Below are 13,847 nucleotides of genomic sequence, written 5' to 3' on the forward strand. Positions count from 1 at the left end.
CCCCAGCAGGACATTGAGCCACCCATGCAGCAACAACGACACCCCCTGACTGCCGCCACGCCCGGTACCGCGCGCGAGTTGGTGAGCCTGCATTTCGGCGCGCCGGCGAGCGGGCAGAAGGTCTACATCCAGGCTTCGCTGCATGCCGACGAGTTGCCCGGCATGCTGGTCGCGCATCACCTTCGCCAGCACTTCTCGCGTCTGGAGCGTGAAGGCCTCTTGCGTGGCGAGATCGTGCTGGTGCCGGTCGCCAATCCGCTGGGCCTGTCGCAGACGCTGCTGCATGTGCCGCAAGGGCGGTTCGAGTTCGCCAGCGGCGAGAACTTCAACCGTTACTACCCCAGCCTGGCCGATCAGGTCGAGCAAGCCGTGGCGCAGCACCTGGGGCCGCGCGCCGATCACAACGTTGCGCTCGTGCGCGCAGCGCTGCGCGATGCGGTGGCAAAGCAGCCTGCGGATACTGAGCTTGCGAGCCTGCGCCGCAGGCTGATGGGGCTTGCGTGCGATGCCGATGTGGTGCTCGATCTGCACTGCGATACCGAAGCGGTGCTGCATCTCTACACCGGCACGCCACTGTGGCCCCAGGCCGAACCGCTCGCGCGCTATCTGGGCGCAGAGGTGAGCTTGCTTGCAACCGAATCGGGCGACGCCCCGTTTGACGAGGCCTGCTCGCAGATCTGGTGGCAGCTGGCCGAGCGTTGGGCCGGGCGCCACCCGTTGCCGATGGCCTGCATGGCAGCCACGATCGAGCTGCGCGGCTTTGCCGACGTCAGCCATCCAAATGCCGAGCGTGATGCCGCTGCGATTGTGGCCTTCCTCACCCACCGCGGCGTGATCGCGCAGCCGCCCGCGAGCCTGCCGCCGCTGTTGCGCGAACCGATGCCGCTCGCCGGATCGATACCGATCCACGCGCAGCAGGGCGGGGTGCTGGTGTTCGTGCGCGAGGTCGGTGATGAGGTGGCGTGCGGCGACGTGGTGGCCGAAGTGATTGACCCCTACGATGGGCGGGTGCAGACGCTGCGTTCCAGCATCGACGGTCTGCTCTATGCTCGCGATAACCGGCGGTTTGCCACGGCCGGCATGCGTGTCGCCAAGGTCGCGGGCCGTGAGGCCTTGCGAAGCGGCAAACTGCTCAGTGCCTGATCCGCGTCCGACATAACGACTCTGTGAATACGCCCCAGCGATACGGCTTCCTGCTGCTGCCCGGCTTTTCGATGCTTGCCCTCTCGGGCGCGCTCGAAGTGCTGGCAGCCGCCAATGCCTTGCTGGGTGAGGATGCCTACCTGCCGTCGATGCTGTCGCTTGACGGTATGCCGGTGCGCGCCGCGTCCGGGCCGTCGCTCGAAGTACGTGGCGGCATCGATCGTGCGCCAACGCTGCATGCGGTGTTCGTGGTTTGTGAAGGCGACATCGCAGATTTGGAACTCGCGGCTTGCCATGCATGGTTGGGCGATTGCGCTGCCGCCGGCCTGTTGCTCGGCGGCATCGGCACCGGTGCCGCGGTGCTGGCGCAAGCCGGCCTGCTGCGTGGGCATCGTGCCACCGTGCACTGGGCGCATGTGGCAGAACTGGCCGAGCAGCACGCCGAAACCGTGGTGTCGTCGAACCTTTATGAGATCGACCGCGGCCGCTTGAGCTGCGCCGGCGGCACGGCGAGCATGGATATGCTGCTCAGCTGGATCGGTGTGCGGCACGGCGAGCGCACGGCGCAGGAGTTGGCCGCCCAGCTCGGGCTTGAGCGCATTCGCGGGCGCGACGAACGCCAACTGGTGCCCAGTGCCGCACGCGTTGCCGGCGGGTCGGCCAAGCTCGCCGAGGCGCTCGCGCTGATGGAAGCGAACCTCAGCGAACCGCTGCCCACAGAAGACATCGCGCGCCTGGTGGGGGTCTCGCGCCGGCAGCTTGAACGGCTGTTCAAGCAACACCTCGACGCCTTGCCCTCGCGCTACTACCTTGATTTGCGGCTCACCCGCGCACGCCGCCTGCTGCAGCAGAGCAGCCAGTCGATCCTGCAGATCGGCCTTGCCTGCGGCTTTGCCTCAGGGCCTCATTTTTCCAACGCGTATCGCAACCACTTCGGGCGCACCCCACGCGAGGAGCGCAGTCAGCGCGCCAACGCCTGGCGCAGTGGCCCCGCGGTACGAGAGGAGTCCCCCGAATGAATGATCCGTCTCCCAGCCAGTTCGTGCTGCGCCCCTGCGCGCCGGAAGACCTGCCGGCGATCGAGCGCATCGCCGCCGCGAGCACCTTCGGCATCAATTCGCTGCCGCCCGACCGGGCGCTGCTGAGTGCGCGTATCGAGCGCTCGCTGCATGCGTTCCAGACGCAGGATGACGCGAGCGGTGAAGAGAGCTACCTGTTCGTGCTGGAGGATCTCGCGCGCGGTGCGGTGATCGGCACCAGCGGGATCGCCGCGAGCGCGGGCTTCCACGATCGTTTCTACAGCTATCGCAACGAGTTCGCGGTGCACACCAGCGAGCCGCTCAACGAGAGCAACCGGATTCATACGCTGCATCTGTGCCATGACCTGACCGGCTACACGCTGTTGACGTCGTTCTACATCGAACCGGCCTACGCCAACACGGTTGCACCGCAACTGCTGTCGCGCGGGCGGCTGCTTTTCATTCGCGAGTTCGCTGGCCGGTTTGCCGATCGTATCGCCGCCGAAACCCCCGGCCTGTGCGACAGCCTTGGCCACAGCCCGTTCTGGGATGCCGTCGGGCGCCGTTTCTTCAACATGGACTATCCGCAGGCCGAACGCCTTGCCGGCGGCCGCAGCAAGAGTTTCATCGCCGAGCTGCTGCCGCATTCGCCGATCTATGTGCCGCTGTTGCCGGAAGACGCGCAGTGGGCGATCGGGCAGTTGCATCCCGACGGCGAGCTGCCGTTCTCGATCCTGCTCGATGAAGGCTTTGATGCCGACACCTACATCGATGTGTTCGACGGCGGCCCTACGGTCGAGGCGCGTGTCGCGATGCTGCGCACCGTGCGCCATGCGCAGCGGCGGCGCGCACGCGCGGTCAGCGCCGTGCATGGCGATTGGTACCTGGTGGCGGGCACGCAGCGCGAAGGCTTTCGCGCCACGTTCGCGCAGGCCGACGTCACGGGGGGCGAACTTGCGCTCGATACCGCGGCGCTTGCCCGCCTGGGCCAAGCGGACGGCGCCACGCTGCGGTGCGCGCCGCTCGTGATCGACGAGGCCGATGAGGGCGGCGACTGCGATGGCGTATCGGCCGAGGAGGGCGCCGTATGAACCATCTGCGCATCCGCACCGCAGGTGCTGACGACCTTGGTGTGATCACAGCCTTGCTGGCTGACTGCGGCAGACCATCCGGACCCGTCGCGCTCGCCGATACTGCAGGCGAATCAATGCTGGTGGCCGAATCCGGCGCTGGCGGCGCGGTACTGGGCTGCCTTCGCTTGCGTGCGGCAATCGGCCTCACGCTGCCGCGATACTGGTATCACGTCGGCTGCACCGTTCATGCGGCGAAGGACCTGCAACTCTTCCATCGTCAGCGCACGCTGCTTCTGGGCAACAACCATACCGGCGCGAGCGAGCTGGCCGAGATCGCCTGGGCGCGTAGCGGCGTGCCGCTTGCCGCGCAGGCCGCTGTGCTGAACCTCCTGGTGCAGACCGCGTTGCTGCTGATCGCGCGGCGTCGTGATGGCTTCGCCAGCCATCTGATTGTCGAGTTGCCGGGGCCGCGCGACGCAGCCGGGCAGGCGCCTTTCTGGCAGGGCCTGGGTCGCCAGTTCTGCCGGCTCGATCCCTTGCTGGCGCGGGAGCAGTTCGGCGACGCGTGGCGTGCGCACGCTGCAACGCTGCTGCCGCGTCAGACGGTGTATGCCTCCTTCCTGTCGCCCGCCGCGCAGGATGCCATTGCGCACGCGGCCCCGTTCTCGCGCGTTCTGCAGGATGTACTTGAGGCCGCCGGCATGCGCTACAGCCACCACATCAGCATCGACGATGGCGGACCGGTGCTCGAGGCGGATGTCGACACCCTCGGTACCGTGACCGCGGGCCGCCTCTGGTCGCTTGTTCAGCGCGATGCAGCGGGCCCCGGCGTGCCGATGCTGGTGGTGCATGGCGATGCAGGCAACTGGCATGCGGTCATCGCGCAGGCCACCCTTCATGGCGGCCGCCTGGCGCTGCTGCCGGACGACTTCGCTCGACTCGGTGCCCATGCCGGCGAGCAGGTGTGGGCCGCGCCATTGCGCAGCGACTTCGATGCAATGCCCGCCGGCGGCCACTCGGCGCCCGACGCCTGAGGTGCCTGCGTGCATGAGCAACGTGGCGTGGTGTGGGGCGGCCAGAGGATCGACATGATCAGCCTCGGGCCCGCGACGCTTTCGACTGCTGTTCCATCCTGTCATCAGCCCGCAGTGGCGCGGTCGGTGGCCAATTCATTGAGGTATCCGGCATGAAGTTGCGCCTGCCCAACACCTATGTGCTGCTGGTTTCGCTACTGGCGCTGATCGCGCTGTCGACCTGGGTCGTGCCTGGGGGCAAGTTCGAAACCACCGTCGTCGCCGGCAAGACCCTGGTCGTGCCCGGCAGCTACCATCTGGTCGAAGCGCGGCCGCAGGGCCTCGCCGCACTGCTGACTGCGCCCATCAAGGGCTTCGTCGAGGCCGCACTGATCATCGGCTTCGTGCTGATCGTCGGCGGTGCCTTCTCGGTACTGCAGAAGACCGAGGCGATCGACGCCATGATCAAGTCCGTCGCCCGTGCCCACAGCCGCTCGGCCTGGGTTCGCGCCGCGGTGATCCCGGTCTTCGTCGGGCTGTTCGCGCTGGGAGGGGCCACCTTCGGCATGGCGGAAGAGGCGATCCCCTTCGTGATGATCTTCATTCCGCTGGCGTTGGCGCTGCGGCTCGATACGCTGACCGGCATGGCGATCCCCTTCGTCGGCTCGCAGATCGGCTTCGCCACCGCATTCCTCAACCCCTTCAACGTCGGCGTCGCGCAGGGCATCGCTGGCGTGCCGATGTTTTCCGGCCTCGGCTATCGCGCGATCTGCTGGGCGGTCGCGACCGCCATCACCATCGGCTTCCTGCAGTGGTGGGCGGTGCGCATCCGCCGCACGCCGGAGCTGAGTCCCACTTTCGCGCTGGACCAGGAGCGCCGCAAGACGCTCGACCTCGTCAGCTTTGAGCAGTTCGCAGGGATGACCGCGCGGCACAAGCTGGTGCTGTGGCTGTTCGCCGCCACCCTGCTCGGCATGATCTTCGGTGTGGTGCGCTTCGGCTGGTACATCGAGGAGATCGCTGCGCTGTTCCTGGTGATGGCGCTGGCGGTCGGCCTCGTCGCGCGGCTATCGGCCGACGAGCTGACCGGCGCCTTTCTCCATGGCGCGAAGGACCTTGTCGGCACCGCGCTGGTGATCGCGCTGGCCAAGGGCACGGTGATCCTGATGCGCGACGGGCAGATCATCGACACGCTGCTCAACGCGCTGGCGCCGCTGGTCGCGTCCGACAGCCCGGTGTTCGCCGCGCAGAAGATGTTCGTGATCCAATCGGTGATCAACTTCTTCATTCACTCCGGCACCGGGCAAGCCGCGCTGACCATGCCGATCATGGCGCCGCTGGCCGATCTGGTCGGCATCACCCGCCAGACCGCGATCCTCGCCTTCCAGTTCGGCGAACTGGCCACCGCGATCATCCCGACCTCCGGCATCACGGTCGGCGTGCTGGCACTCTCGGGCGTGCCCTACACCACCTGGGTGCGCTGGATGCTGCCGCTGCAGGGCCTTTACCTGATCATGGCGTTGGTACTGCTGGCGCCGCCGGCGCTGCTCGGCTGGCAGTAATCGGGGCGGGTAGAAGGGCTGCGCGAGCTGCCTTGCCTTGCTTCTGGGCCATGCTCGCCCGACGATAGTCGAGTTCGACGCATGGCGCGCCGCGGAAAGTCGTTTCGCTGCGCGCCTGCAATGAGATGCCGTGTCGCTGCAGTAGGCGGGCCGATGCGAGATTGCGCGCATCTAGCGCCCGCAGCCCCGTCACCGCGAAGCGCGCCAGCGTGAATCCGATTTGGGCCTGCGCGCCGTCCGGCGACAGGAAGAGGCCGATGTCGCGCGGCGGTACATCGGCCCCCAGTGCGGCGATTCCGGGTTGCAGCCATTCCCCCTGTCGAGACATTGCGATGGCGGTGCCTGTGGTGAAGGGCCTCCAATGACATGCCGGCGGTGGGCCGCAGCGCGCTAACATCGCGCGCATGCCTGTCGCCCAGCCTTCGTTTCCTCACCTGCCGGCCCGCCCGACCGTCGCGCGATCACGCCTGACGTCGCAGATCCTCGCTGCGACGGCTCGCCACCCTGTCACCGTGATCGTGGCGCCGGCCGGCTTCGGCAAGACCGCCATCGCAGCCCTGGTCGCCCATGGGAGCGCGAAGCCTTGCTGCTGGCTGGCGCTGGATCAACTGGCGGAGCCCGAGCGCTGGCCGGCACTGGCGGCCGCGCTTCGTGCCACGCCGGAAGCTGGGCTCCTGATTGTCGATGCGATCGACAGCCTGCCGGCGCCCACCGAGCAGGCATGGCGAGATGCCGGTGTCGAGGGTACGGCTCGCGCGCGCCTGCTGCTCGCGACGCGAACAACCGCAGCGCTGCCGATGCTCGAGCAGTGGCGTGCGCGTGGCCAGTTGGCGGTGTTCGACGCCCCGCAACTGCGCCCGACGGCCGCCGAGTGGCAACGGGCCTTCGGCCGCAACGACACCGCGCGGGCGGGGTGTGAAGGATGGTGGGGGCTGCGTCTTGCTGGCGATTCGGTGGCCGCGCAGATCGAATGGCTGCGTCGAGTGTTCCTGCCGAGTTTGTCGCCGGATCTCGCCAATGTGTTGGGTGCCCAGGCGCTGGAGCCTGCCGCGAGCCCGGTCGCCTTGGGCGGCTGGCTGGGCATTGGCGCGGTGCGAGTGGCGCTGGCTCAGCATGCGCTGAACCTTGACGGCGCGCCGCTCGAGGCATGCCGGGCCGGGGCCGCTTTGGGTGAAACGCTTGCGGCCGCCTGGTGCTTGCACCAACCCGCGTTGGCGGCCCGGTTTGTCGAGGCTGCCTTTGCCGATGCACTCGCCCTGCGCGATGCGCCGCGCGCAATCCGGCTCGCGCAGGCGAGCGGCAAGCCTGAGCACTGCGCGCGCCTGCTCGACGAGCTCGGCTGGCTGATTCTGCTTGGGCCGCGCCGCGATCTGCTCGGCGATCTGCTGAGCGGCCTGTCACCACAAGCTGCCCGGCAACCCGCCATGCGCTTGTTGCGAGCGGCCTGGTGGGTCGAGCTCGAACGCGCGCCGGTGGAGGCCGAGCGCATCCTCCGCTCGGACCAGCTCGAAGGGCCGCAGGCCGATGCGATCCAGGCGCGCTGCAAGTTGATGTTCGACGACGCCGAAGGCGCGGCGCGCCTTGCCGAATCGGCGCTCGCGGGACTGGCAGACCGCGATGCGCCGGAGGCCTTGCTGGCAGCCGCTGCGCTCGGGTATGCCTGCCTCGAACTGGGGCAGCCGATGCGCGCGATCCCGCTGCTGCGCGAAGTAGTCAGCGCTGCGCGGCGTGACGGCTTCGCCAACCTCGAACTCGATGGCTTGCATGTGCTGGCGCGCTCGCTGCAGGAACACGGCGACTACCAGGGGCTCACCGAAACGCTTCGTCAGGCGCAGGCGCACATCGCGCAAAGCGGGTTGGCGAACGAAACCGCCGCGCAGTCGCTCGCGAGGCTCGCCCTGCTCGACGCGCATGAGCAATTGCAAACGCCAGCGCCGATGTTGCAGCCACCTGCCGACAGTGACCTCTTTGCCTTTGCATGGCTGGTTGCCCGCGCGCGCGAAGCGCTGCTGACCGGCCGGATTGGCGACGCGATGATGCTCGGCGAGCAGCTGGACAGCCGCTTGCTCGCCAGCTTCTGCAGTACCAAATGGCGGCTTGAAGCGGCTTACGTCGGCATCTGGATCGCCGGGCTGCGTGGCGATGTGGAACGGCTGCGCAGCTATGCCGGTGACGCGAGCCTGCCGCCGCCAGACGCCGGGTTGCATGCCTGGACTGGCGCGGTGCACCGCGCCGCGGCTGCTTTGCTGCGGCACCAGGCCTGGCCGGCCCCGCAGCTGCAAGCGCTGATCGACGCCCTGGCGCAACGCGGGCTGCGGCGCCTGCATGCCACCGCGAAGTTGATCGCCGCGCTGCGTGACCCAGCGGGTGATATCACGCTCCTTGGCGACTGGCTTCACGCGGCGGTCAGCAATGGCCGCCTGATGGATGCGCTTTGGCTGGCGCCCTGTCTGAGCGATCCACTCGCACGTTGGCTGCGCCACCCGGCCGCGGTGCAGGACGCGGCGGTACGTGCCGGCGCGATGGCCTTGTTCGCGCGGCTGCAGCCGCCGGTTGCCGAATCTCCGCGCATCAGCCCGGCCGGGCGCCCGGCTGATCTGACGGAGCGTGAATGGCAGGTGCTTCAACTGATCGGCCAGCAGTTCAGCAATGAACAGATCGCCGTCACGCTGCATGTGTCGCTGCCGACGGTGAAGACCCATATCAACCGGCTCTACGCGAAGCTGGACATCGCCACGCGCGCCGAAGCGATGCAGCGTGCCCGTGCGTTGCAGGCGAGCACCGCCGTTCCACCGGCTTGAATCAACCCAGGGGTTGAATGCGTTGCGGCCCGCGCGGCCGCCAGACTCCATGCCCGAACGATCACGCACCGGTGCGTGACGACCTTTCTGGACAGGAGCTGGCAATGAGGTTTCGCTGGATCGCGCGCGCGGCCGCGCTATGGCTATGCATCGGCGGCGCCACCGCTGCGTTTGGCGCCGCGGCATCACCGCAGTTGGGCGAGGTTGGTGCCGTCGCCGCCATGCCGCGCGACAGCGGCTTGCCCGACGGCTGGGATCGCAAGGGCGTGTTCGTCGAGATCCTCGTACGCGCCTATCAGGACAGCAACGGCGACGGCATCGGTGACCTCAACGGTGTGACGCAACGCCTCGACTATCTTCAGTCACTCGGTATCCGGGGCATCTGGCTGATGCCGATCACCGCGAGCCAGGATCACGATCACGGCTATGCGCCGGTGAACTACCGCGACATCGAGCCCGCCTACGGCACGCTGGCCGACTTCGACCGCCTGGTTGCCGAGGCACACAAGCGTGGCATCGGCGTGATCCTCGATTACGTGATCAACCACAGCGGCTCTGCGCATCCGCTGTTCGAGTCCGCCGCGGCCGACCGCAAATCGCCGTACCGTGACTGGTATGTGTTCAGCGATACCGAGATGAAGGGCTGGACCACCTACGGTGGCGACCCATGGCGCGCGAACGGTGACGACTGGTATTACGGCGCCTTCGACGTGATCATGCCGGACTGGAATCTGCGCAATCCGGCGGTCGTCGACTTCCATCTCGACAACCTGCGTTTCTGGCTCAACCGTGGTGTCGATGGCTTCCGCTTCGACGCGGTCGGCGTGCTGTACGAGAACGGCCCGATCGCGTGGGACAACCAGCCCGAGAACCATGTGTTGATGAAGCGGGCGCAGGATCTGCTGGCGAGCTACGGCAAGCGCTACATGGTGTGCGAGGCAGCGAGCGATCCGGTGGCCTTCTCGGGCGAGGATTCCTGCGGCAGCGCGTTCTCGTTCGGCCTGCAGAAGTACATCATCAAGAGCATCCAGATGGGCCGCGTGATGCCGGATTTGCGCTACATGCTGCGCACGATGCCGGTGGCGCGCATGGGCACGATCCTTTCCAGCCACGATTACTACGCCGGTGCGCGCCCTTTCAAGCAGTTCGGTGGCGACGAGCCGCGCTACAAGCTGGCCGCCGCGACGCTGTTGACGCTACCCGGCCACCCCTTCCTTTACTACGGCGAGGAGATCGGCCTCTCGCACGCGCAGCCGGTGGACTACCAGGATCAATCGATACGTGGCCCGATGAGCTGGAGCGCCGAGGCGAACGCGGGTTTCAGCACGGCGACGCCGTTTCGCCCGCTGGTCGACAACTGGCGTACGCACAATGTGGCGGCCGAGGAGGCGAATACCGATTCCTTGCTGTACTGGTACCGCCAGCTGATCGCCCTGCGCAACGCGCATCCGGCGCTGCAGACCGGCGACTTCACCTTGTGGTCGCAGGATGACGACGCGATCTTTGCCTTCACGCGTGAGGCAGGCGGGGAGAAGTTGCTGGTGCTGATCAACTATTCGGCACGCGAGGCCAGCATCGCGGCGCCCGCAGATTTCGATGCGGCGGCCTGGGCACCCGTGTTCCCGGCAGCGACCGCGTTGCGTTTGGGCCAGGCTGCAGCACCCAAGGGTCAACGTTCTGCCAAGGCCTCCGAGGCTCCGTCGCAGATCCGCGTGGCGCCTCAGTCGTTGCAGGTGTTACGTCTCGCACCTTAAGTCGCGAGGGGGCGTGCCGCGGCGTGCATCACGGTCGTCCCGCATGCCCTGCGGCATGATGACGCCTTCATCTTCCGGAGGGCGGTGCGATGCGGCAATTGCGACTTGGCGTGATCTTATCGGCGGCGCTGGCATGGGCGCCGCTGGCGACAGCGCGCGCGGACTTTGACGAGGCGGCCTTGTTCAAGGCCTGCCCCGGCGTTGCAGCCTTCTACGCGAAGCAGTCGGCCGAAAAGGAGCCGGCGCCCGTTGTGGCAACCGATAAGGCGCGCCAGGCCGCGTTGCTTGAGCGCGTGGCCGAGGATCAGGCACTGCGCGACGAGCTGGTGCGCGACATGAGCAACGCCGAGGCGATCAGCAAGGTCAAGGAAGTCGACGCGCGCAACCTCGCCTGGCTTAAGGCCGACGTCGAGCGGCGTGGATTCCCGGCGCGCGCGGAAGTGGGCGATGACGGGATTCGCGCCGCATGGCTGCTGATCCAGCATGCAGACACCGATCGGGCATTCCAGAAGAAGGCGCTGGAGGCCTTTCTGGCAGAGCCGGAGCGCTACGGTGTACGAAAGGACGACATCGCCTTGCTGACCGACCGGACACTTGTGGGCGAAGGCAAGTTACAGCGCTACGGTTCGCAGTTCGACGACAAGGATGGTCGGCTGGTGTTGCAGCCGGTTGAGGCGCCAGAGTCGCTGGAGAGTCGGCGTGCAGCGATGGGGCTGCCTTCAATGGCTGACTACGCCTGCATGATGCAGACGATGTACCGCCGGGAGGTGGAACTGACGCCGCGTTGAGTGCGCCTCATCTCACGCGCGCCGCTGCCGCGAGCAGTTCGGGCAGCGTGCGCGGGAAGCGCTCGTTGTGCGCGGTAGCCAGCGCGTCGGCGGACCACCAGCGGTGCTCCTGCATGATGGAGCGCTCCGCTTCGCTCCAGCCGTCGTGCCTGATCTCGGTGTGCGTCGTTCGCACGAGATAGAAGCGTTCTTCGGCGCGGACCCATGTGCCGTCCGGCAGCGGCATGGCGAAGCTGCGTTCGCCCAGTTCTGGCCCGATCGCGAGGCCCGCCAATCCGGTCTCTTCGCGCAGCTCGCGCGCAGCCGCGTCGCGCCAGGATTCGTCGGGCATCAATGCGCCGCCCGGCGTTGCCCAGAAGTTGCTGCCCGCAAGCGGGCCTGCGCTGTGACAGAAGCAAAACAGCAGCACGCGATCGGACGCATCGAGCACGATCAGGCGTGCCGCAGGGCGGGCGGGCAGGGCTGCGGGGTCAAGCGTGGTCAACGGGCGGCTTCGAGGCTGCGCAGATGCTCGAGTTTAGCGCCGTAGCGTGAGCGGTCCTTGCCGGTGGTGCTGTTTTCGCGCGCGAGTTGCAACTCACGCTGGGCAAGCGGCAATTCGCCAAGATGAAAGTGCGCAAGCGCAAGCCAGAAGTGGAATTCATGGTAGTAGGGCGCTCGCGCAACTTCGCGCGTGAACAGGTCACGCGCGGCAGCGTAGTCGCCGGCATCCATCGCGGCGCGACCGCGCTCGAAGAAGCTGAATGCAGGCTCCGGGTCCACTTTCGCCAGGCGCTCGCGCAGCGCGGCGGCTTCTGCGACGCGACCGAGCTCCGTCATCACGTCGGCTTGGTTGAAGAGCGCTTGCGTGTTGGTGGGCTCCAGATCCAGCGCCTCGTCAAACGCCCGGATCGCGGCCGCAGGCTGCCCGTGCCGCCGATAGATCACGCCAAGGGTGTTGTACGCACTGGTGAAGCGGCGGTCCGCACGGATCGCTTCGCGGGCCCACCAGTAGGCATCGTCGACCTGGCTGCGGGCAAGGGACTCCGCGGCGCGGTTGTTCATGAACATCGCGATGACGGTGGACTCGCTGACCTGCCGTACGCGCAAACCACGCAGGTCTTCCGGTGGCAGGAAGTCCACCGTCATCGAGTCGACCATCAACTGGCTCAGTCGCGGATCGGGCGGCCGGGTGTCCAGCGTGACGTTGATGTGATCGATCGAGAACTGAAGGTTCGCGCTGCGCCCCAGTGCCGGATCGGCCGTGTAGCGCTGGAAACGGACCGCCAGCCCGAGCTCCTTCGCGAAGGCCGCCGTCATGATCACCAATGAGAGGCAATTGCCGGACTTCGCGTCGAACGCCTCCGCCGCCGTGCGCGTGGTTTCGGAGTCGTACTCCAGCTTGAGCTGGTCCTGGCGGTAGAGCGCATCGACCAGACCGGCCTTCACACCCAGCCGGCTCATGCGCTCGGCTGCCGGGCCTTGCAGATAGCGCTGCATCGCCTCGCTGACGGCAAACACCTGCTGTGCGGAAACGCGGGCGGTGGGTGCCGCAAACGCCTGATCGTTGAAAAGCGCAGGCGCGCCGGGGCCTGGCGCCATCGAGGAACAGGCACCCAGCATCAGCATCGACAACAGTGCGATCACCGCCTTCATTCCTGTGCCTCCGGCCGCTGGCGCGACATCAACTTCCATCGTAGTTGTTGAGCCGGCAAACAACAGGGGACATTCGCCGTAGCGGTGGCCGCAGGGTGCGGCTACTTGCCGTGACGAACGCATGGACCGCAACTAGAATGGACCGAACGCCACCACGCCCGGGAACCGGATGTTTGCCTTGATGATCGGCGCACTGCGCTGCCCGCGAGTCTGCGTGTTGCTGGTGGCTTGCCTGATGCCACGCCTCGCCGGCGCGATCGACATCGTCACGCTGACAGCGCCCGAGAGCAGCAACGATCCGCGCACTGCCTACAACGTGCAGTTGGTTCAGCTTGCGCTGGAGAAGACGCGCGCCCGATCAGGTGAATTCGAGATCCGTATCAGCCCGCCGATGAACACAGCCCGCGCGATCGAAGAGGCCCGCGCAGGCTCGCTGCCCAACCTGATCGTGATGACCACGTTCGAAAACCGACTGCTGGACGACGGTTTCGATTACGTGCGGTTCCCGGTGGATTTTGGTGTCACCGGCTACCGGATCTGTTTTGTCTCGCCCGAAGCGCGCGATGCGGTGAGCCAGGTAAGCACGCTCGATGCGCTGCGCAAGTTCAGCATCGGGCAGGGGCGTGGTTGGGCCGATGTCGGCATCCTGCGCCATAACGGCTTCAGGGTGGAGGAGGTCGGGGGCTACGAGGCGTTGTTCGGCATGGTCGCGTCAAGCCGCTTCGATCTGTTCTGCCGTGGCATCAACGAACTCGAACCAGAGCTCAGGGCGCACGCGCACATCCGCAATCTCGACTATGACCGTAGCTTTGCGCTGGCCTATTTGCTGCCGCGCTTCTTCTTTTCCAACAAGAAGAATGACCGCATCCTGCGCCGCATCACGGAAGGGCTGCAGGCTGCGTGGCTCGACGGCTCGACGGCTCGGCGCGCAAGCTCTGGCTTGCGCAATACCGCGACGCGCTGACGTTCGCGCAACTTGGGTCGCGCCGGATTTTCGCGCTGGAAACCCCTGACATCGACCGCATCGATTTCGATTACCGCAAGTACTACTTTAACCCG

At 67.0% G+C, this 13,847-nt stretch carries 11 protein-coding genes; 9 read left to right on the forward strand and 2 right to left on the reverse strand.

Annotated elements, in window-relative coordinates; genetic code table 11:
- The first annotated feature begins 24 nt into the window (after positions 1 to 24).
- From JY500_RS07645 to JY500_RS07680, 8 genes are all read left to right on the forward strand, one after another.
- Positions 25 to 1,143 (forward strand): succinylglutamate desuccinylase/aspartoacylase family protein, encoded by a 1,119-nt coding sequence (locus JY500_RS07645; protein WP_206255829.1) that lies wholly within the window; start codon positions 25 to 27, stop codon positions 1,141 to 1,143.
- A 23-nt stretch (positions 1,144 to 1,166) separates the two neighbouring features.
- Positions 1,167 to 2,162, forward strand: a complete 996-nt coding sequence (locus JY500_RS07650) for a GlxA family transcriptional regulator (protein ID WP_206255831.1) — start codon at positions 1,167 to 1,169, stop codon at positions 2,160 to 2,162.
- A complete protein-coding gene (locus JY500_RS07655) occupies positions 2,159 to 3,253 on the forward strand; it encodes an arginine N-succinyltransferase (RefSeq protein WP_206255832.1) in 1,095 nt (364 codons plus the stop codon). The genes JY500_RS07650 and JY500_RS07655 overlap by 4 nt, the downstream gene beginning before the upstream one ends.
- On the forward strand, positions 3,250 to 4,269 hold the full coding sequence (locus JY500_RS07660) for an arginine N-succinyltransferase (RefSeq protein WP_206255834.1): 1,020 nt from the start codon (positions 3,250 to 3,252) through the stop codon (positions 4,267 to 4,269). The genes JY500_RS07655 and JY500_RS07660 overlap by 4 nt, the downstream gene beginning before the upstream one ends.
- A 152-nt stretch (positions 4,270 to 4,421) precedes the next feature.
- Entirely contained in the window at positions 4,422 to 5,810 is a 1,389-nt protein-coding gene (locus JY500_RS07665) for a YfcC family protein (RefSeq protein ID WP_206255836.1), read from the forward strand.
- A gap of 404 nt (positions 5,811 to 6,214) precedes the next feature.
- Positions 6,215 to 8,611 (forward strand): LuxR C-terminal-related transcriptional regulator, encoded by a 2,397-nt coding sequence (locus JY500_RS07670; RefSeq protein ID WP_206255837.1) that lies wholly within the window; start codon positions 6,215 to 6,217, stop codon positions 8,609 to 8,611.
- A gap of 104 nt (positions 8,612 to 8,715) precedes the next feature.
- A complete protein-coding gene (locus JY500_RS07675) occupies positions 8,716 to 10,365 on the forward strand; it encodes an alpha-amylase family glycosyl hydrolase (protein WP_206255839.1) in 1,650 nt (549 codons plus the stop codon).
- 89 nt (positions 10,366 to 10,454) lie between these two features.
- Entirely contained in the window at positions 10,455 to 11,153 is a 699-nt protein-coding gene (locus tag JY500_RS07680; RefSeq protein ID WP_206255841.1) for a DUF6624 domain-containing protein, read from the forward strand.
- A 7-nt stretch (positions 11,154 to 11,160) separates the two neighbouring features.
- Here the strand turns inward: JY500_RS07680 and JY500_RS07685 are convergent, their stop codons facing one another.
- Both JY500_RS07685 and JY500_RS07690 read right to left on the reverse strand, forming a co-directional pair.
- The gene (locus tag JY500_RS07685) at positions 11,161 to 11,637 is read right to left on the reverse strand and encodes an NUDIX hydrolase (RefSeq protein WP_206255842.1); all 477 of its coding nucleotides are present in this window, start codon (positions 11,635 to 11,637) and stop codon (positions 11,161 to 11,163) included.
- Positions 11,634 to 12,788: a tetratricopeptide repeat protein gene (locus JY500_RS07690; RefSeq protein WP_206255844.1), complete on the reverse strand. Its 1,155-nt coding sequence runs from the start codon at positions 12,786 to 12,788 to the stop codon at positions 11,634 to 11,636. The genes JY500_RS07685 and JY500_RS07690 overlap by 4 nt, the downstream gene beginning before the upstream one ends.
- 169 nt (positions 12,789 to 12,957) lie before the next feature.
- On the opposite strand from JY500_RS07690, the gene JY500_RS07695 reads away from it, so the two are divergent.
- The gene (locus JY500_RS07695) at positions 12,958 to 13,752 is read left to right on the forward strand and encodes a hypothetical protein (protein WP_206255846.1); all 795 of its coding nucleotides are present in this window, start codon (positions 12,958 to 12,960) and stop codon (positions 13,750 to 13,752) included.
- Positions 13,753 to 13,847: the final 95 nt, after the last annotated feature.

Origin of the sequence: Niveibacterium microcysteis, assembly GCF_017161445.1 — a bacterium.
Taxonomy (GTDB): Bacteria; Pseudomonadota; Gammaproteobacteria; order Burkholderiales; family Rhodocyclaceae; genus Niveibacterium; species Niveibacterium microcysteis.